Origin of the sequence: Hoeflea sp. AS60, from assembly GCF_038900115.1 — a bacterium.
Lineage (GTDB): Bacteria > Pseudomonadota > Alphaproteobacteria > Rhizobiales > Rhizobiaceae > Hoeflea.
In genome coordinates this window covers 1,961,754-1,981,103 of record NZ_JBBMQP010000001.1, presented here as the reverse complement: position 1 = coordinate 1,981,103, position 19,350 = coordinate 1,961,754, and the positions used below count along the sequence as shown (strand labels likewise).

At 58.5% G+C, this 19,350-nt stretch carries 10 protein-coding genes and 1 pseudogene; 6 read left to right on the top strand and 5 right to left on the bottom strand.

Annotated features, from left to right (window positions below; translation table 11 throughout):
- Window position 1 precedes the first annotated feature (1 nt).
- A complete protein-coding gene (locus WNZ14_RS09110) occupies window positions 2-1,390 on the bottom strand; it encodes a tetratricopeptide repeat protein (protein WP_342868245.1) in 1,389 nt (462 codons plus the stop codon).
- Window positions 1,391-1,921: 531 nt separating this feature from the next.
- On the opposite strand from WNZ14_RS09110, the gene WNZ14_RS09105 reads away from it, so the two are divergent.
- The 3 genes from WNZ14_RS09105 to WNZ14_RS09095 are packed head-to-tail and all read left to right on the top strand — an operon-like array spanning window position 1,922 to window position 8,660.
- A complete protein-coding gene (locus tag WNZ14_RS09105) occupies window positions 1,922-4,942 on the top strand; it encodes an ATP-binding cassette domain-containing protein (RefSeq protein WP_342868244.1) in 3,021 nt (1,006 codons plus the stop codon).
- Complete coding sequence (locus WNZ14_RS09100; RefSeq protein WP_342868243.1) at window positions 4,942-6,465, top strand: HlyD family efflux transporter periplasmic adaptor subunit; 1,524 nt, start codon at window positions 4,942-4,944, stop codon at window positions 6,463-6,465. Before WNZ14_RS09105 ends, WNZ14_RS09100 begins: the two co-directional genes overlap by 1 nt.
- Window positions 6,462-8,660 carry a peptidase domain-containing ABC transporter gene (locus WNZ14_RS09095; protein ID WP_342868242.1) on the top strand — a complete coding sequence of 733 codons (2,199 nt, stop codon included), beginning with the start codon at window positions 6,462-6,464 and terminating at the stop codon, window positions 8,658-8,660. Before WNZ14_RS09100 ends, WNZ14_RS09095 begins: the two co-directional genes overlap by 4 nt.
- Window positions 8,661-9,065: 405 nt before the next feature.
- Here the strand turns inward: WNZ14_RS09095 and WNZ14_RS09090 are convergent, their stop codons facing one another.
- From WNZ14_RS09090 to WNZ14_RS09075, 4 genes are all read right to left on the bottom strand, one after another.
- A complete protein-coding gene (locus WNZ14_RS09090) occupies window positions 9,066-9,812 on the bottom strand; it encodes a peptidylprolyl isomerase (protein WP_342868241.1) in 747 nt (248 codons plus the stop codon).
- A 218-nt stretch (window positions 9,813-10,030) separates the two neighbouring features.
- Window positions 10,031-10,906: a hypothetical protein gene (locus tag WNZ14_RS09085; RefSeq protein WP_342868240.1), complete on the bottom strand. Its 876-nt coding sequence runs from the start codon at window positions 10,904-10,906 to the stop codon at window positions 10,031-10,033.
- Window positions 10,906-12,342, bottom strand: coding sequence for a DNA methyltransferase (locus WNZ14_RS09080; protein WP_342868239.1), 1,437 nt, complete (start codon window positions 12,340-12,342; stop codon window positions 10,906-10,908). Before WNZ14_RS09080 ends, WNZ14_RS09085 begins: the two co-directional genes overlap by 1 nt.
- A gap of 1,037 nt (window positions 12,343-13,379) precedes the next feature.
- Window positions 13,380-14,015 (bottom strand): hypothetical protein, encoded by a 636-nt coding sequence (locus WNZ14_RS09075; protein ID WP_342868238.1) that lies wholly within the window; start codon window positions 14,013-14,015, stop codon window positions 13,380-13,382.
- A gap of 37 nt (window positions 14,016-14,052) precedes the next feature.
- Here WNZ14_RS09075 and WNZ14_RS09070 point away from each other — a divergent pair.
- From WNZ14_RS09070 to gghA, 3 genes and pseudogenes are all read left to right on the top strand, one after another.
- Window positions 14,053-14,178, top strand: a pseudogene (locus tag WNZ14_RS09070) (integrase core domain-containing protein); the annotation flags it as partial.
- A gap of 490 nt (window positions 14,179-14,668) precedes the next feature.
- Window positions 14,669-16,897: a 1,4-alpha-glucan branching protein GlgB gene (glgB, locus tag WNZ14_RS09065; protein ID WP_342868237.1), complete on the top strand. Its 2,229-nt coding sequence runs from the start codon at window positions 14,669-14,671 to the stop codon at window positions 16,895-16,897.
- Window positions 16,894-19,284, top strand: coding sequence for a glucosylglycerol hydrolase (gene gghA / locus WNZ14_RS09060; protein WP_342868236.1), 2,391 nt, complete (start codon window positions 16,894-16,896; stop codon window positions 19,282-19,284). Before glgB ends, gghA begins: the two co-directional genes overlap by 4 nt.
- Window positions 19,285-19,350 lie beyond the last annotated feature (66 nt).

Here is a 19,350-nt window from a genome sequence, read left to right as displayed (position 1 = left end):
TCTAGAACACCCTCCTGAAACCGAGCGATGCGTCGATATTATCATGGGAATGGAAGTCGTAGTTGGATTGCAACTTGCTGTAGCCGGTCGAGACCTCCACGGTCCATTTTTCGTCGAGCGGAACAGCCAGGGAACCCCGTATGAATGACTCGGTTACCTTCTCAGCTGGTGTCGTGACAGTGAATAGCGGGTCTCGGACATCGAAAACACGCTTGGTTGTTCCGGCAGCCACATCGAGCGTCCAGGGTTCCTCCTGTCCGGCAAACGGCGAGTCAAAACGATAGGTTATGCCGAGCACCCCACCGATTTCCAGAAAACTCTGATAAGGTTTGCGGGCGTCGAGATGTACGGCATTGGCAATGCCGTAGACGGTCAGGCGATCGGTGAGGTCCTGCGATAGTTTTGCCTGGGCACCGATCCGATGGCCATTGCGGTCCGTCGAAGCCAGTCTCGTTGCGGAGTTGCGGTAGACCTGACGGCGATATTCAACACTCAACTCGCCGCGCGTCGTGGCGGTGAAGCCTTGATGCAGTCTGACACCTGCGCCGACTGTCGAGCCATACCAATTGCCGTCGAGCACGACGCCACCAAGTACGCCGTAAAGGCCAATTCCGGCGCCAGAAAGGCCGACGCGCCCCAGGTCGAAATCCGGACCAAAGGTCAGCTCGGCGATACCGGTGTTAAGCTGGCTCTGCTCTGCATGGACAGTGCCGTAAAAAGCAAGATCAGCCTCGAGCCGGTCGCCCTGCGACGGCAGTTCGCGGGAATAGTGAAATTGGCCTGACAGATACGCGTTGACGTCCGCGTTGGAGCGAGCATCCCGAGGAAGAAGATAGTTCCCCAGAAATGCAGATATGGGGTTTGACGCGCCGCCATTCGCGTTTGACTGAAAACGGGTGCCGAACGCGATGCTGCCGTTAAACACGCTGGGTGCAGTCTCCTTGTCAATATTCGCCGAATACCGCAAGGCCTCGACCCGGAGCCGATCCGGCAGATCGGCCCGACTGAGCGCATCGGAGAAATATTGCTCGGCGACGAAATAGGATCCCAGACGGAAATACAATACACCCAGCTCATATCTGAGGCGGGCCACATCCGGCGCAAACATCAGCAGCCGTTCCAGCGTGGAGATCGCGGCTTCAACTTCGCCCGCGCGCGAGGAAAGCGTCGCGTATTCAAATGCTGTGTCGAGGTCCGTCGGATCAGAGAGCATCGCCTCAAGCAGACGGCTGCGCTGCGCCTCGGAGGCTTTTACGGTCGCATTGAAACTGCGTGGAGGAACGTTTTGAAGGGCCGTGTCGGTTGCTGCAGCCGGCGAAGTTGCCGCATTCATCGCGACGAAAGTGATTAACAGGATCGGGCGCGACAATCCGCTACAAATAGCAGCCACATTCAGTGCTCCAAATCTATGACAAATGTTGGTTCTCACGTATTGACCAAGACCCCTCAGGTTGGTTACTCAATCAATGCGGGACATACCGCCTGCAACAAATATTCGACGATGCTTGAGCGTTCATCGGGTAGATGTCAACCTCCCCAAAAAACTTCCTACCAGACACGAGGTGGTCAATGGATTCGAAATGACTTAAGTGGTTGCGTTCGAATCCGTGCGATTGCCATTGAAATCGACTAACGGCCTTTACGTTACTGGGCATTTACGCTTAGGCTGGCCTTAGCTGTTGTCGGAGGGGATACCGCAAGCCGCTTTCGGGTTTGCGGATGGCTCGTCGATACGAGGATAAAGGCCGTCGATCAGGAAACCACAGACCGGACGGACGCGGCGACGCCACCACTCGACCGGCGGCTTGGCAAACGAGGCCGGCGGCGGAAAGGTTCGACAGACAAAGCCCTTGAGCCTGCCTCTGTACTGGCGGCAAATCCGATATTCGAAAGCCTTGCCGAAGGACAGTTAGCTGCCCTTTTGGCACGCACGCAGCGTTTGAATTACCCGTTGGGATCGATCATCCTGCGCCAGGACGAACCCGGACAAGGGCTCTTCATCCTGTTGCGCGGACGGGTGCGCGTCATTGACGAACACGACCCGGATCACCCCGTAACGCTGGCGACTCTCGAACCAGGTGCAATCTTCGGCGAGCGTTCGCTCCTGTACGCGTCGCCAGTAATTGCCACTTTGCGCGCTACGGGCGCGGTGATTGTTCAGCAATTATCGCCCCGGAATTTCTTGAACCTCGTGACCGACGCACAGGCGATAGGTGAAGCGATGGCGGAAGCCATCGCGCGCTATGAAACGAGCAACTTCATACGTTCACTCCTGCCGCTCGCACCATTGGATGGCAAAGCCATCGATGGCCTCTTGGCAATCGCGGAGACAGTTCGGATCGAGGCCGGCGAGCCCCTGTTGGAACCAGGTATCAGCGACAATGCCGTCTGGGTCGTGCGTGAGGGGGTGTTGCATGTCGAAGCTCTGCCCGACCCCATCGGAAAGGAGAACGGATCAGAACCGGTAGCCCCGGTGCCGGTCGGTGCATGGCGCTCCGGCGACATTCACGGATTGCGGCGGCTGTTCGACCCTGCGGCGCGGCCTGTCCATCTGGTTGCGGAGACAGAAGCAATTCTGCTGCGCTGGCCGGCGACGACCCTGTTGGAAATGATGGCCGGCAACGCGGCTTTGGCAGCATCACTCGAAGACGCGGCGCGTCTTGAATCACTGCGCCTCAACGCACTCCTGGCCGCACAAAGCACCGATGCATTGGAAGCCCCCCCTGTTGCTGCCGATGTTGAAAACGGCGTTTCCCGGATAGAGACCAGGAGGCGTGGGAAGGGCGCAGTGCAATGGCTGGCCGGCTCGCGGCATTACGACGGCGTCGCGTGCCTGGCAACCGCTGTGGCATTCATCGACCACACAGATCAATCCAATCAGCTTGCCGAAGAGCAGCATCGCATCAACAGCGCGGACACGCTTGAAACACTGGCTTCAAAGGCTGACAGGCTTGGTCTTTTGGGTCGACTTTTGCGTTTGCGGCCCGAACGGCTGACGTCGGGACTGCTGCCCTTCGTGTTTGCAGGACCGGACGGCCGGCTGAAACTTGCAATCGGCCTTAACCTCAAACAGTTGACCTATGCCGATCCTGTAACAGGAACCACCAAACAGATACGGCGTGAAGCGTTAAATAGCTGGTGGACGGGCCGCGCGTTGTCGCTTGCCGCGGTGCCGGAGCTGGGTGATTCTGGCGCGAAGACCAACCTGCTGAAGCGTCTCTCGCCGATTGTACGGCCTCATATCCAAGCCATTGTGCAAGTGCTGGTTTTGACAGTGATTGGACTCATCATTGGCGTGCTGATGCCGCTGGCGACCGGCGTAATCATCGACCGCGTGCTGATTTTTCATGATCGTTCGCTCCTCATGCTCATGCTGCTGGTGATCCTTTTTGCGGCGTTCATGTCGATGGCCGCAAGCGCCGCGCGCTCTTTGCTGACACTCCGGATCGCCAGTGCGATAAACGGTGTATTGATGACACGGCTGTTCGCACATGTTTTGGATGTACCGATGCAGCAATTTGCGAAGTGGCGAACCGCCGATCTCTCCGTTCGTTTCGAAGAAAACGAGAAAATACTCGACCTGACAACAAAGATCGCCAGCGTGGCGGTTCTGGATGTGATGTCGATTCTGGTATTTGGCGCTGTTCTGTTGTCAATGAATGTGCCTCTCACCTTGGTGACGCTTGGCTTTTCCATTGTTACGGCGCTGGTGCTGCGTTACGCGTCGCCACGGCTGCGGGCCAACGAACAAAAGGCATTCGAAGCCCGCAAGAACCTGCAGGATTTGTTCATCGAGGTCTTCAACGGCATCGAGGCGATCAAGTACGGTTCTCAGGAAGATGCGATCACGCGCAAGGGGTTTCGACAGCTCAGGTATGCCAATGCGGTCACAATAGCGGGAGCGCGTTTGGCCTTTCGCGTCGAAATCGTGACCGAGGCACTGAATCTTGCAGCGACCATCGTCGTGCTCGCCCTGGGAAGCCGGTGGGTGCTTTCCGGATCACTATCTGCTGGGGAACTGGTGGCTATTGCGGGTTTGCTGGCTGGAATCACCGCCCCGCTACAAGGCATCGCCGGTGTCTACGACGAGGTGCAGGAGCTGCGGATTTCGGCGAGCCGGGTCAGCGAATTGCTCGACCTGCCCCGTGAGCGCAGCACCGGGACGGTGCCTTGTCCGCCGATAAATGGCCGTGTTTGTTTCGAGCAGGTTTCCTTCAGCTACGTCGAGGATGGCAAGCGCAAGGTTCTTGACAAGATCAATCTCGACATCCCGCCGGGAACCAAGGTTGCCGTGGTCGGCGGCAGCGGATCGGGCAAGTCGACACTGGTGCGGCTGATTAACCGATTGCTCGATCCGACCAGCGGCCGGGTGTTGATCGACGGCCTTGATACGACGGAGCTTGAGCCGGTTTCGCTTCGCCAGCAGATCGGCGTGGTCGAGCAGGTACCGCACATCTTCGCCGGAACCCTGCGCGAGAATATCGCCAAGGCGGCGCCGGATTTGCGTCTCGAGGCCATTGTGCGCGCGGCTCGATTGTCGGGTGCTGCCGATTTCATCGAGCGCCTGCCGATGGGGTACGATACCCGCATCGGAGAGGGCGGGAAGGTGTTGAGTGGCGGTCAGGCACAACGCGTGGTCATCGCGCGAGCAATCGCGCGCGATCCCCGACTTCTGATTCTCGACGAAGCCACGTCGGCCCTCGACCGCGAGGCTGAACAGGCGGTTCAGCGCAGCCTGGATGCAGCAATGGCAGGACGCACAGTGTTTGCGGTCGCGCATCGCCTTTCGACGATCCGCAACGCCGATCTGATCGTGGTGCTGGAAGATGGCCGCGTAGCTGAGACCGGCACGCATGAATCCCTGCTGGCACGGGACGGAATTTATGCGGCGCTGGTGAATGTCGGCAGCTTGGCAAATATCGACGCAAGTGGATCAGTATGATGGCAGATGATGACCCGATGGACGACGGCCGGCAGGATGCGTTGCGGCGCTATTCGGAGACACGGCGCAGTGCCGAGGACGAATCGGAAGTGATCACGGCGGCGTCGCCGCTCCTGGAGCGTTCGGCAATCTATATCGGCGCGATCGCAGTGGCAGTCGGGATCGCCATGCTGTGGTTCGGAGAACTGGACGTCATCGTGTCAACGAGAGGACAAGTCGTCCCGGAGAATAAGATCATTCCGGTTCAGACGCGTTTCACCGGCACCATAGCCGAGATCGCTGTGACGCTCGGTCAGAGCGTGGAAAAAGGCGCCTTGGTCATTCGACTGGCGGGCGCTCGCGGCGCTGCCGACCTGCAGGCGCAAGAGAGCAGCCTTACGGTGAGAACGCGCGAAGCAGAGCGCAGGCGAGGCGAAATTGCTGCTCTTGCCAGGCTCGTCTCTGATTTTGACATGCTTGATGCCGCGGACACCGACTTCAACATCTTTGGTGATGCTGTCGACAAGGTGATGGCGGTGCTCATGTCAGCTCGCCAGGTGGCGCGACACGAACGCCTTGTCGGACCAGACTTCGATCGCATACGCGGCCAGGCCGAGGCGCAGATCGCTGCAATTGAGAAGACCATCGCGATCCGGGATGAGAACCGCACCCGAATGCGCGCGGAACTCAAGAGCTTGCAGGTCACGCTGGCCGCCCGCAAAGAGCAGCTTAAATCGATCGATGTCCTGATCGATCGCGGCTTCGCCAATCGAAGCCGGCTGATTCAGGCTCGCGATGCGGTCTTCGCCGTGGAGACCGCATACAATCAGCAACTGGAGCGGCTGGACTCACTTGCGCTCGACACTGCCCAGGACCGATTGGCGATTGTCACCAAGCAGCTTGCGACTGAACGCGAAACCAAATCACGTGACGATGCACTCGCCGAAGCGCGGCGCGAACTTGAGAGCAAGAAGCTTGCCGCTGCAGTCGCACTGAGTGAGCGCAAGGAGAAGCTGCGCGACCTGGAGCTTGAAATTGCCAAGGCTACGGATCAGTTGCGGCTGTCGCTTGAGGCACAATCGGGATTGGAGATCCGCGCGTCCGCGACCGGAATGGTGAACGGGCTGAAATACGCGTCTCCGGGTCAGCATGTGATTGAAGGCGAGCAACTGGCGAGCATCGTACCAATGGGTGGCAGGAACATCCTGCGCGCCAGCATTCCCAATCGGGACGCGGGCCGTATCCGGCCCGGCCAGCGCGCCATAGTCAAGCTCGATGCCTTTCCATTCTACAGATTCGGGACAGTGCCAGCCCGGGTCTCATCCATATTTCCCGAACCTGACCAAGGCAGCTTCGCCGTCCTGTTGTTGCTGGAACGCCCGACGATCCCGGTCGGAGGACGGTCCGAGCGTATCGCCGCGGGACTGGATGCGACAGTGGAAATCGTTACGGAGCGCCGCAGTCTCTTCGATCTCCTGCTTGATCGCGGCCAGCAAGCTTTTTCGTCCGAGCCGGTCGAGAAACGTCCGAGGGGGGGTGCATGACTACACCCCAGGAGAAGACAGTGGCCCCGGCGATGCGGCGTCCGATGTTGCGCTTTGGATTTCCTGCTGTTCTTCAGCATTCGGAGATGGACTGTGGCGCAGCATGTCTGGCGACGATTGCAGCCTACTGGGGACGGCGACTTGGCTTGAACCGCATGCGCGAACATGTCCGCGTGGGGCGAGAGGGAGCAAGCCTGGCCAATCTCAAGCGTGCGGCCACCGAGCTTGGGTTTACCGCGCGACCGATGGAATGCCCTGCGGCTGAGCTTGCCAGCGAGCCATTGCCAGCTATCGTGAACTGGAAGGGCTATCACTGGATTGTCGTTTACCGGGTCGGCCGCAGGAAGGTCACTATCGCAGATCCCGCGCTGGGCGTCGTTCATCTGGACCGGGCCGCGTTCGAACGCGATTTTTCCGGCTTCTGCCTGTTTCTGACACCGGGCGCAGAATTTGCCGATCTGAAGAACGACAAGCCGGCACTGTCGACCATCATACCGCATTTCGCACCTCTCACCAGCCGCATCGGAGAAGTTCTACTGGCTGCGCTGGCGGTCGAGATGCTGACGATTGCCGTGCCGCTGTTCACCAAGTTCCTGTTGGACAACGTCATCATGCAGGGACAATCGCGCTGGCTGATTGCCGGTATTGCGGGTGTCAGCGGCGCCGCCATCATGCAGCTTCTTCTGTCCTGGGTGCGACAGGAGATCGCATATTTTGTTGTCACGCAAGCGGACCTGTCGCTGGTCCAGGCCGTCTTTCACCGACTTGTGCGGCTGCCGATCAACTTCTTCCAGGCGCGCAAGGCCGGAGACATTACAAGCCGTATGGAAGAGCATGAAAAGGTCTCGAATTATTTTACAGCCGAGGCGACACAAATCGTCGTCAATGTCATATCGGTCGCGCTCTACATTGCGATCATGGTGTGGTTCAGCCCGATGCTCGCGGCAGTTGCCACCTCCTTTGCTGTATTGAACATCTTTGTCGTGCGGGTCATCTCTCCGCGCTTGCGGCATGCCTTCGGAGAGGCTTTCGAAAAGAGTGCCGCGCTGGAAAGTCACATCCTGGACACGCTGAAAGGCATAGAGACAGTCAAGGCAACAGGGTCCTCGCCGTTCGTGCGCGGAGCATTCGACGATCTCTATGCGGCGAGGTCGAACACCGCCATCCGTATTGCCGGCTATGCGCAAGGCTCAAGCGTCCTGATCGGCGCGATTGGACAAATCACCGGCGTGGCCATCCTGTTTCTGGGCGCCAATCTCGTTTTCGATGGCGCGATGTCGATCGGCGTACTGGTGGCCTTCACGATGTTCTCGGCTGCGCTCCACGAACCGCTTCACGGCCTTGTCGGGGCATGGGACGAAACCCAGGAAATGTTGAACGCCCTGGAGCGTCTCGATGACATTCTCGGCAAGAACTCCGAACTCCAGGTGGCTGACGACGGATCCCGAACGCTTCAGATGCCGAGGCCGATGGGACATGTCAGCCTTCGTCGCGTCGCCTTTCGCTATCATCCGGACGACCGTGCCAATGTCCTACAGAACCTCAACCTCGACATACGGGCTGGTGAGACTGTGGCGCTTGTCGGCCGTTCAGGTTGCGGCAAATCGACGGTCTTGAGGCTGCTTTTCGGCATGTACCGGCAGACCAGCGGCCGCATCCTCATCGACGGTTTCGACATGCGTGATGTGTCCTTGACCAGTCTGCGCCGTCATATCGGCTGCGTGCCGCAAACACCGATGATTTTTGCTGGCAGCGTGCGCGACAATATCGCATTCGCGTGCCCCGGCGCCGGTCTCGACGAGATCGAAGAAGCCGCCAGGCTTGCCGACGCCGCCGACTTCATCTCCGTTATGCCCGGTGGAATGGATGCGCCGCTTGCCGAACGAGGCGGCAATATCTCCGGTGGCCAACGTCAGCGAATCGCCATAGCCAGGGTCTTCCTGCAGAACCCCGCAATCTTGATCATGGACGAGGCCACCTCGGCACTGGATACCGCCAGCGAAGACCGCGTCATGAAAGCGATCGCCGAGCGGTTCGCTGGCCGAACCCTGCTCATGGCTGCCCATCGTCATTCAACCGTAATACGCGCGGATCGGATTGTGGTTCTAAATCGAGGCCTTATCGTCGAGCAGGGCGGACATGAAGAACTGATCGCCGCAGGCGGACTATATAAACGCCTTCACGCCCATCGCTGAACCGGTTTTTCCAACATTCCGGGTCCAGAACCTTATATCGTCATCGACAGTTCTATGTGCTAAGACAGCGAGCGACTTAATTGAAGTGGAGGAATTTGGATATGGCCGACAAAAACAGTAAACTTGAAATGGGAGATCTGGAACCCCGTGCGCGTGATGTCAACGATCAGGAGGCGGACGAGGTCACGGGGGGCAGCATCAGGGGAAAAAAGCCTAAACTAGCTTCTGCAGGCACGCCAACCGCGTCAAGTGTGCCGTCAAAGCCGTCAAAGCCGAGTATTTCAATCACTCGTGGCCCGTCTTTGACAAGGTAAACGAGAATAACTTCGCTCTGAAGCTTTCGTGACTGCCAAAAAGACCTCCGGGCATGAATGGATGCCCGGGGAGTTTGAGTAAGGAAACGGGTCAGGAGCGGGACTTCTCGATCATAGCGTTGCGCATTGCCGGGGCGGTCATTTTCTCAAACAGCGTCTCGCGGATGGTGCTGGCGACGTCCTCAAGCGGGATAGCTCGCAGGGCATGAACGAGGACGACCTGCCACCCCTCGGCCGTCTTGAGCGGCCCGACAAGATCGCCCGGTTCTGCCGCGAAAATTGCGGCCTCAAGCTCCCCGGCGACGTCATCTCGACTTACTTCACCCGCATATCCGCCCATGCGAGCGGTTGCCGCATCGGTCGAATGTTCGATGGCGAGCAGGCTGAAGCTCTCGTCTTCTTCCTCGACCAAGGCACGCAATTCATTTGCGGCATCCTGATCTTCGACGCAAATCCGGTAGATCTCGGCTCGGTCGTAGCTGGGACGCTCTTCTGCGTAGACACCGGTGATCTCGGCGTCGGAAATGCTGTCCCGTAATTTACGCCTGAGGATCATCTGCTCGCAAGCGGCCCACACAGTCGCACTGTCGAGGCTATTGTCGGTCATCCACTGCTTCAACGCTTCACCGGACTCAAGCCTGCGGATATACCGCAGTTCACGAAAGGTTTCGCTGATCTCGTCATCATTCACCTCGAAACCGTGGGCTGTTGCCATCTGGGCAATCACCAGTTGTTCGATCGCAAAGGATTCCAGATCCGGACCGCCGATCACGGCAGACCGGCCGGCAGCCTCGTCCAGTCCAAAGCTGGTTCCGTTCACAGTGATAATATTCGCCATGAAGCGCCCCTATTTCACTGGAGAAGCATAGGGAAGCAGAGCGGAGGAAACAAGGCGCGAGGCGATCAAAGGTCCGCCCCGGCGGGTTCTACCGACAAGATCTGACGTAAGCCTTGGATCTCCTCCCAAAACAAGTGGAAACTATCTATTGTAGAAGTCGCATCATGATGGTGAATAGACCTGCTTCGGTCTTGTGGAGAGCGATTTTCATCAACCGGCTAGCTTTTCGAAAACATCTCGCTCAACCTCTCAGCGATGTCTCGTTCGCTGGTAAGCGTGCCCGCCCTCATTTGACCAAGGACGTCGTTGATGACACGCATCGTGCGCTCAACCCGCGGACCGGCTTCGCTCCAGGACGGCAGGATCGCGCCTCGGGGCAAGGGCTGGCCAATCGCGGCCCAGGCGAGGCGCGTTGTCTTGAGCAATTCGCGCTTGGTCAGCCGCTGGTAACGCATGGTCTCAAACAAAAATCCGGTGACCGTTAGCTGGAACCGCTGCGGCAGGTTGTTATTGAGCAAGGTCGCGAAGACCTGTGAAGTGCTGCCCGCGGTTTCTACTGCTGGCACATCGGACTCTCCCAGTCGAGGAGCGTCAGACAGTCGCTCCTCGAGCACCGACTGCAGCAGAAAGATATTTCGCATTGTGACGCGGCGCCGGATCGGTTTCAAATCCTCCTCATCCATTGGACCCGTCATGGTCCAGCCCTCGCCTTCATCAATGACAATGTCGTCCGGGTGAGGGACAACCCAGACCGGGTCAGCTCCTTTGTGAACCGCCTGATCGAGGCCTTGTTGCAGCCACTGCTTGATCCGCTTTCCCTTTGCCACTTCTTCGCGGATCAACGTCTGATTAAGGGACTGGGCGTCATTGATGTTACGCAGCACGTGGCCGAGCGCATGCGGTGAGCCATTGGTTGCGACCTGGAACAGCCTGCGGATGACGGCTTCTTCAAGCGTTGCTTCCTGGGCGTGGCCGTCGCTGCGAAGCGTGATCGTCCGATTGGCCTCCTTGAGCAGGGATTTCTGGAACCGCGTCAGTTCCCGGTTCTCACCCTTGTGCGAGCCGGCGTGGTGAGCATCAGTTCTTTTGGCCATCAGCGATCTCCTTCGGTCGCTGCAACCACGGCGTTACGGGAGACCACCCCCGCAGAGGCACCGATCTCTGTGGAGCCGTGACCAGAAATCGGCGCAGAGCCATTATCGCTTTCGTGCGCGTCCTTCCGTTCGATGGCCACTTGCCCAAACGATGCTCCGCTCCCGGCCAGCCGCGCCGGCTCTCCGGTGACTCGCTCGAACCGTCGAATGATGGTGTCGCAATAGAGTGGATCGATCTCGATCAGTCGGGCCACTCGTCCGCACTGATCAGCGGCGATCAGTGTTGATCCCGATCCGCCGAACACGTCGAGCACGATGTCGCCCCGCTTCGAGCAATCCCGTATCGCATCTGCAATCAAGGCCACCGGCTTGACGGTCGGGTGCATCGCCAGCTCTTCACCCCGGCTGGCGCCGAGAGAACTGATGCCCGTATAGTCCCAGACATTGGTGCGGTAGCGTCCCGTGTCACCGAGGCCAAAGGTGTTGATGTGCGGGGCCGTGCCCTTCTTGAAGACAAAGACCAACTCGTGCTTGGAACGATAGAACGAGCCCATGCCGCCATTGGTCTTGTTCCAAACGCACAGGTTCTTGAGGTCTGAGAAGACGGCATGGCCGGCTGCCAGCACCTCGCGCATATGGCGCCAGTCCATGCAGACATAGGCAATCGCTCCATCCATGAGCTGAGACGCCGCAGCCTCGAGGCTGTCCGTCAGGAAGGCGGTGAACGCGGCTTCGTCCATCTCGCCTGAGGCCAGCGCAAACTCACGATGCCGGACCCGGCCCAGTCCGGTGACGTGGCCATCTATCGGCACATTGTAAGGCGGATCGGTGAACAGCAGCGCTGCCGGCTTTCCATCGCACACGCGCGCAACATCATCATGCGACCTTGCATCGCCGCAGCGAAGACGATGCGGCCCGAGTTGCCAGAGGTCTCCTGCCCGCGTCACCGCAGGCCCTGATCCCACCAGTTCAATCTGATCCAGGACATTGTCGGTTTTCGACGAAGCTGTTTGCTCGCCGCCGATGGTCATATCAATCTCGATGGTGGAAAAGCCCAAACCCTCGATATCGAACTCCAGGTCCATCAGTCCCTGCATTTCGATCGCCAGCAGATCCCTGTCCCACCCGGCATTCTCCGCAAGCTTGTTGTCAGCCAGGATATAGGCGCGCACTTCATCTCGCGACAAATGCGAGAGTTTTCGTATCGGCACTTCTGTCATCCCGATCAGCTTTGCCGCTTCGACACGGCCATGACCGGCTATGATCGTGTTGTCATCTGCGATCAGAACCGGGTTGCAGAAACCAAAGCGCCTGATGCTTTCAGCGATCTGCCGGACCTGCTTCTTTGAATGGGTCCGGGCATTGTTGGCATAAGGCACAAGACTGTCGATCGGGCATGTTTGTTCAAGGCATGAGTCATCGCTTGGCGGATGCATCTGCGTTCTCCATATAGGCGCCGCTAGGACGGGTTAGGTTTTCCAGGGACTTTCAAACGCTGCAACTGAGCGAACAATACCGGAACAGAAATGACCACTGCAACAGGGGTTCTGCAGAAAGCAAAACTGTACCCCCCACATCCGCAGGGGACTATTTTGCATTTAGTTCGCTCGACAGCCCACGGGCATTGAAGCGTTTTCAAGAACAGCTTCGTTATTTAGATCAAGTGTGCATGAGGCCTTTTTGCGACAAAATTAGAATGATATTTCATTTCAGCATCAATTTGTCGCAAGTTTTAGAACGCGACTTCCCCGCTTAATCACGCGTCCAAGAGCGATCTCCGCGAATCAAACAAGATTCCGCGCCTCGAACCGGTCGACCCCGCGCTAACGCAATTTCACTCCGTCGAAACGCAAATTGACGTTCAGATAACGCAGATGTGGTTTTATCAGAGGGTTTGCCAATCCCGTGAGACAGCAACTCAATCCCACTTAACCGCAATCATATCCCACGTAACGACAATTCGATCCCACATAACGACAATCGGATCCCGCCAAACGACAATCCGATCCCGCATAACTGCAAGAATCTCGCCGTGAATTCCGGCTCTACGGCACACAAAGCGCCGGTTTCCGACGGCAAATCTTCACACCACACACCCAGGCAACTCAACGGCAATTCCTGCAAGCCGTTGAATTATCGAAAGTTTTGGCGACCGCACATCTGAATACCCCGCGGAATCTCTCCAATTTCAGCACAAGACACCAGAGACTGGTTCGCCAAAGAAAAAACGCACAGCCAACCACCTTTCGCATTTCCGGACTAGCCGTTTTCGGCGCTAATAAACTCGTATTTTCCGCGCGTTAACAGAGCGCTTGGTCAACTGAGCGGTAATTGCAGCCCATATCAGGCGGCAATTCCTGCTTTGTCTCAGTTTGCCATTTTCGGACTGACAGTTTGCGGAAACCGCATCGACACCCCATCGGCCGTCGATCATGAGATTTCGCGGTTTTACCGGTATGTAAGGAGTTCGATTTCAGAGAGTAGCTGCAATGCGCCGCTGGACCTGCCAGTCAGATGGCATTGGATTGAGCCCAAGCCACTTTGCGGTCAGACCAACAGGCTGATTCCCCTGCGCAATCTTCCTGACAAGATCGGGGGCGAGGAATGCCAGATCGATCACTTGCAGGATGCGGCGCTTCGAGAGGTTTTCCTCTGCGGCAATGTCCTCAAAGGTTTGACCCTGTTTGATCGCCTCATAGTATTGATGCGCCTTGGCGATGCTTCGGATCAACGTGGCATCAACGGCTTTCGGTGGTGCGGTACCGATCACCAACCTGGTTTCGACGCCACGTTTCCTGAACTGGAACGGGGTGATGAACGAGAGACCCACAGGGTTAAGATCACCCTTTGAGATTTCCATGCAATCGGCGATCCTTTCCGGATCGAGAACGATGCCTACCGCACCGGGCTTTATGCTCGCACGCTCCATGCAGGACAGGATCACTTTCGGACCTTTCATACCTGCTTGCGCAGTGAGGAAATCCAGAACGTTTCCGAGCCTTGCCATCGCATCAGTGGAGGGACTGACCAGCAAATCGACCGGGAGCCCATTGCAAAGATGCGCCAGCACCGCAGTGGCGATCTGCTCCTCCAGGATCTTGGCAGGCAAGCGCCAACCGCCTGTGTCCGAGCTTGCGGCCTTGCCCGCACCGTTAATCATCGAAAGCTGGAGGACCCACTACAACACCAAACGACCCCACAGTGCTCTGGGCTACCGCCCACCTGCGCCAGAGGCCATCGTCCCGATGGACCAAAGGCCAACCATGCACTAACTTTCAACATGGACCAATCAAGTGGGGCTGCTCACCGGCGGATGCCAAGTCTGCAGAAATTCGCCTCTGTTCACGCATCGGTCTTCAACCATTTCAACCAGGAGCGCCATCTATACAGCCGACAGAATTTCAAGCTTAACTGCGCAGCTGCTCTCGCGAGTGGCGCGACCTGTGCACGGCCTAACAGATTGCAACTCCTGGAAAACTGAGCCGAGTTCGCTTTACTATGACAGAACCGAAAATCTGGTTATGCAGCGAAATCCATATTTTCACCAATGCCCGATTAACGTTACGATGCCTGCAGGCGTTGTCGGCCGGTTGAGTTTGACACCGCGCGATTGCCCCCTATAGTTTGAGGCATCAGATCGGGCGACGTTTATCCGCTCGTACAATCGGCCGCCAGAGTCAGAACAACGAAGACTCTGCCTGCAACATGCCCGTCTTGAGGCTGACGTTGCAGTGAGCCTGCAAAAACAAAATCGGAGACGCCATGACAGGCCCGCAAGCATTACGTGCAGCGGCATCGGAAACGCCATTTGCCCCGAAGACAGATCCTGCCGCACTCGAAGCTATCGTGAAGGGCGAGCACGGCGATCCCTTCTCGGTCTTGGGCAAACACCCATGCAAAGAAGGTTGGGAGGTGCGGATTTTCGCGCCGGGGGCTGATGCCGCCGAGATCGAGGACGAGGCCGGGGCGCGTCGGCCCATGGCGCAATTGCATGAGGCTGGCGTCTTCGGTGCAATGCTGACCAAGCAGCCCGGGAGATACAGCATAATAGCCCGCAATACAGCTGCTGAGTGGCGGTTCATCGATCCATATCAGTTTGGTCCGATCCTGGGCGAGATGGACGAATACCTTATATCCGAAGGCGCACATCAGTGCCTGTGGCGGGCGCTCGGCGCACGACTGATGATGCACGAGGGCGTCGAGGGTGTGGCTTTCGCTGTCTGGGCACCCAATGCCAGGCGCACCTCGGTCATTGGCGATTTCAACGATTGGGACGGTCGCAGGCACCTGATGCGCCCTCGCGGTGCAACCGGTGTTTGGGAGCTGTTCATCCCGGGCATTGCTCCCGGGACACGGTACAAATACGAGATTGCCGGGCCTGACGGTGAGATGCCGCATCCCAAGAGCGACCCCGTCGGCTTTCAAAGTGAATTGCGCCCTGAAAACTCCTCTGTCGTCCGCTCGCTTGATGACTACACCTGGTCAGACGAACAATGGATGGAGCAACGAGGCGCCCGGCAAGCGAACACTGCGCCGATCTCGATCTACGAGGTGCATCTTGGCAGCTGGCGGCGGCGGCCCGACGGGACCTGGCTGAGCTATCGCGAGTTGGGCGAGACACTGGTGCCCTATGTCAAGGAAATGGGCTTTACCCATATCGAGTGTCTGCCGATTTCCGAGCATCCGCTCGACGGCTCGTGGGGATATCAACCCATCGGGCTTTACGCGCCGACCAGCAGGTTCGGTCAACTCGACGACTTCCGGGCCTTCGTGGATGCATGCCATGCGGCCGGGCTCGGTCTCATCATTGACTGGGTGCCTGCGCATTTTCCGACCGATGCGCATGGATTGAGCAAGTTCGATGGTACCGCGCTTTACGAGCACGCGGACCCGCGCGAGGGTTACCATCCGGACTGGAATACGCTGATCTACAACCTGGGTCGCCCGGAGGTCAGCAATTTTCTCATTGCCAACGCGCTTTACTGGACCCAGGAGCATCACATCGACGCGCTGCGCGTCGATGCTGTAGCTTCCATGCTCTACCGCGATTACAGCCGCAAGGAGGGCGAATGGATCCCGAACCGCGATGGTGGACGCGAAAACCTGGAAAGCATCGACTTTCTTCGCAACCTCAACGCGACAGTGCACGACAAGGCGCCCGAGGCCATGATGATCGCCGAGGAATCGACCGCCTGGCCGGGCGTGTCGCGACCTGTTGGAGACGGTGGCTTGGGATTCGGCTTCAAGTGGAACATGGGATGGATGCACGACACGCTGGAATACATGGCGCAGAACCCGATGCATCGCGAACACCATCATTCGAAGATGAGCTTCGGGCTCAGCTATGCCTTCAGCGAGAACTTCATCCTGTCGCTCAGCCATGACGAAGTGGTGCACGGCAAGGGCTCTCTTCTGAGCAAGATGCCGGGCGATCTGACATCCAAGCTGGCGAATCTGCGCGTCTATTACGCCTTCATGTGGGCACACCCCGGCAAGAAGCTGCTGTTCATGGGGCAGGAATTCGGCCAGCCGAATGAATGGGATGCAGATGCCGAGCTGGATTGGGATGCCCAGAAAGCCCCCGGGCACGCCGGTCTCAGCCGGCTGGTTCACGACCTCAACACGGCCTATCGCGATGTGCCTGCGCTGCATGACAGGGACTGCACCGAGGACGGCTTCGAATGGATCGACGGCTCGGCAGAGGCTGCCAACGTCTATGCCTGGCTGCGCAAAGGCGAGGACGGCACGGCGCCGGTGCTGGCGGTGTTCAATTTCTCGGGCGTCGAACATACCGGCTGGCGTCTGGGCGTGCCGCAACCGGGATTCTGGCGCGAAACCCTTAACTCCGACGCTGAGATCTATGGTGGCGGAGGACGCGGCAACATGGGCGGGGTCGCCTCAAGGCCAGAGCCGAGCCACGGCCACCCGCACTCCATCACTCTCACATTGCCGCCGTTAAGCGGCCTCTACCTTACACCGGAGACCGCATGATCGACGCCAAAGCCAGCACTGACACGAGGGTCGCTCAGAACCTTGCCGCCACGGAGGCCATGACCGAATGGACGCTTGAGACGCTGCAAGCCGGACATGCTGCGTTCGAGACAGCTCGGCTAATTGCCCGCCGTCTTGGCGCCCATCGCCGCGGCGACGTCTGCGAGGTCATGTTGTGGGTGCCCGAGCTGCAGGAAAGCCGTGTCTCCGAAGGCGATATCTTCATCGAGGTGCTCGACATCGAAGGCGAGGCAACCTTGGTCCGCTCGCGCCAGGAACTGAGCTTTCGCCGCACGCGCATACCCGTAGCACGGATAGATGCGTGGTGCATGGCGGCGATCGACGGGATGCAGGCCGGCACACGCGAAACCATTGGCAGCTTCTATTCGCTGGTCTGGCGTGACAGTGAAAACGTCTGGACCCGCATTTTCGACCCGCTCTCGGCCTCGCTGCCCTTCGGGCCGTTCGCACCGGCTGAGTACTATGACATCGAGGCGATGCAGGCGGCCCGGACAGACAAAGCCTACTATGATGCCTTGCCAGAGGGCGAGGTTCACAAGTTTGGTCCGGCGGGCAATATCCAGCAGGTTCACGTGCCGACCGCCACGGCGAGCATGAGCATTGCGGGCTTGACGCGACACTTCAACGCGCTGGCCGAACGCGTACGCCAGGGCACGGAACTGCGGCCGGCAGATCGGATCTTTCTCGGCTACGATGCTGTCCAATTGTTGCCCTTAGAGCCGACGACGGTTTATGAAGCAGGTCCCGATTTCTGGACCGAGGTCGAGGATGATGACGACAGGCTGCTGGTCGACATCCGCCGCCCCGATACCACCAACTGGGGCTATGACGTCGTCATCAGCGGCATGGCGGCGATCAACCCCTCGCTGCTTGAGACCGACCGCCCCGACGAATTGGTCGATCTAGCGGCGGCGTTGCACAATTTCCCCGGCAAGCCGAAGAAGCTTATCCTTGATGTGGTGTTCGGCCACAGCGATAATCAGGGCCTCAGGGGGCTGAGCCATCACTACTTCGCCGGCCCCAACATGTATGGGCAGAACCTGAACTATCGGAACCCTGTCGTGCGCGCCATCCTTCTCGAGATGCAGCGCCGCAAGGTGGACTTCGGCGCCGATGGCGTCCGTGTCGACGGCGCGCAGGATTTCAAGTGGTGGGACGCCGATACCGATATGATGCGCCACGACGACGAGTACCTGCAGGAAATGGCGGACGTGGTGCAGGAAGTTTCCGGACGGAAATACCGTCCATGGTTCATCTTCGAGGACGGGCGCCCTTGGCCTGAAGCAGACTGGGAGCTGAGCTCCGACTATCGCGCGGTGATCGATAACCAGCGCGACGATGATGTATTCCAGTGGGGTCCTCTCACCTTCGCGCACAACACACCGTTTCTGTATACGTTCTGGCTGAGCAAATTCTGGCGCATTCAGGAGATCTTGCGGTGCGGTTCGAACTGGATTTCCGGCTGTGCCAACCACGACACCTTGCGCCGCGGAACCCAGATCAATCCCAAGCTCAACATCAACACAAGGCTTGGCGACACGCGGATGGAAATCCTCGACAAGGCCTACGACCATCCAGCCGCACAAATGCTTACCTACGTCGCATTCCCGGGTGTTCCAATGGACTTTCTCAATGCCATGGCCCGCGGATCCTGGGGCTTCATTCGCAATCAGGATGACAAATACGGCGTCAAGGTCGTTGCCGAGGAAGCGATTTCACTGAACTGGCAGGTCGATGCCTATACTTATTCCATACCCGGAAACTTCCGGCGGCTCAAAGAGCTCGGTTTCGAGGATCGCGACAGCCTGGGACGGTTCTTCGTCATCCTGCCAGCCCTGGTGGAAGCGACGGACTACGACCTTGTGGTCATGGCTAAGCTCTTGAACGAGGTTGATCCGCCGCTGCAGGGTCCTTCCCCCTATGACGCCGGTGCACTCAAACTGGTGGCCCGCGCCTGGATGGATGACATGCACGACTATTGCAACGTCACCAATTATCTTGACGACCTCGGTGACGCCCATACCGAGTACATGCTCAAGCTGCGCCAGTTCCGGGCTGAGCGCCCATGGCTGCGGGAAAATTACGGTCCGCGTGACGTGTTTGACTACGAGACACCGACAAAGGGCACTGTGGCCTTCCGCTCGCTGCGTCACGGACCAGACGGCGAACAGGTCTTCGCCATCGCCCATCTGGAGGGCAAACCGCTGATCGACATTGATCCGACCTCACTGCCCATTCCGGGACTCGACGGTGGCGGCTGGAAGGTGGCCCTGCGCTCGCCGACAATCGGCGCGGACTACGAAGGCGGATCGATCGCGCTGCATGACAGCATGGCGTTGCTATACGTTCGCAACAAGCCATCCTGAGGTGGCTTGGTTTTGATCGCGACGAGAGATCCCGAGCCCCGTTCCAGGAAATAAGAGAGGTCTGCC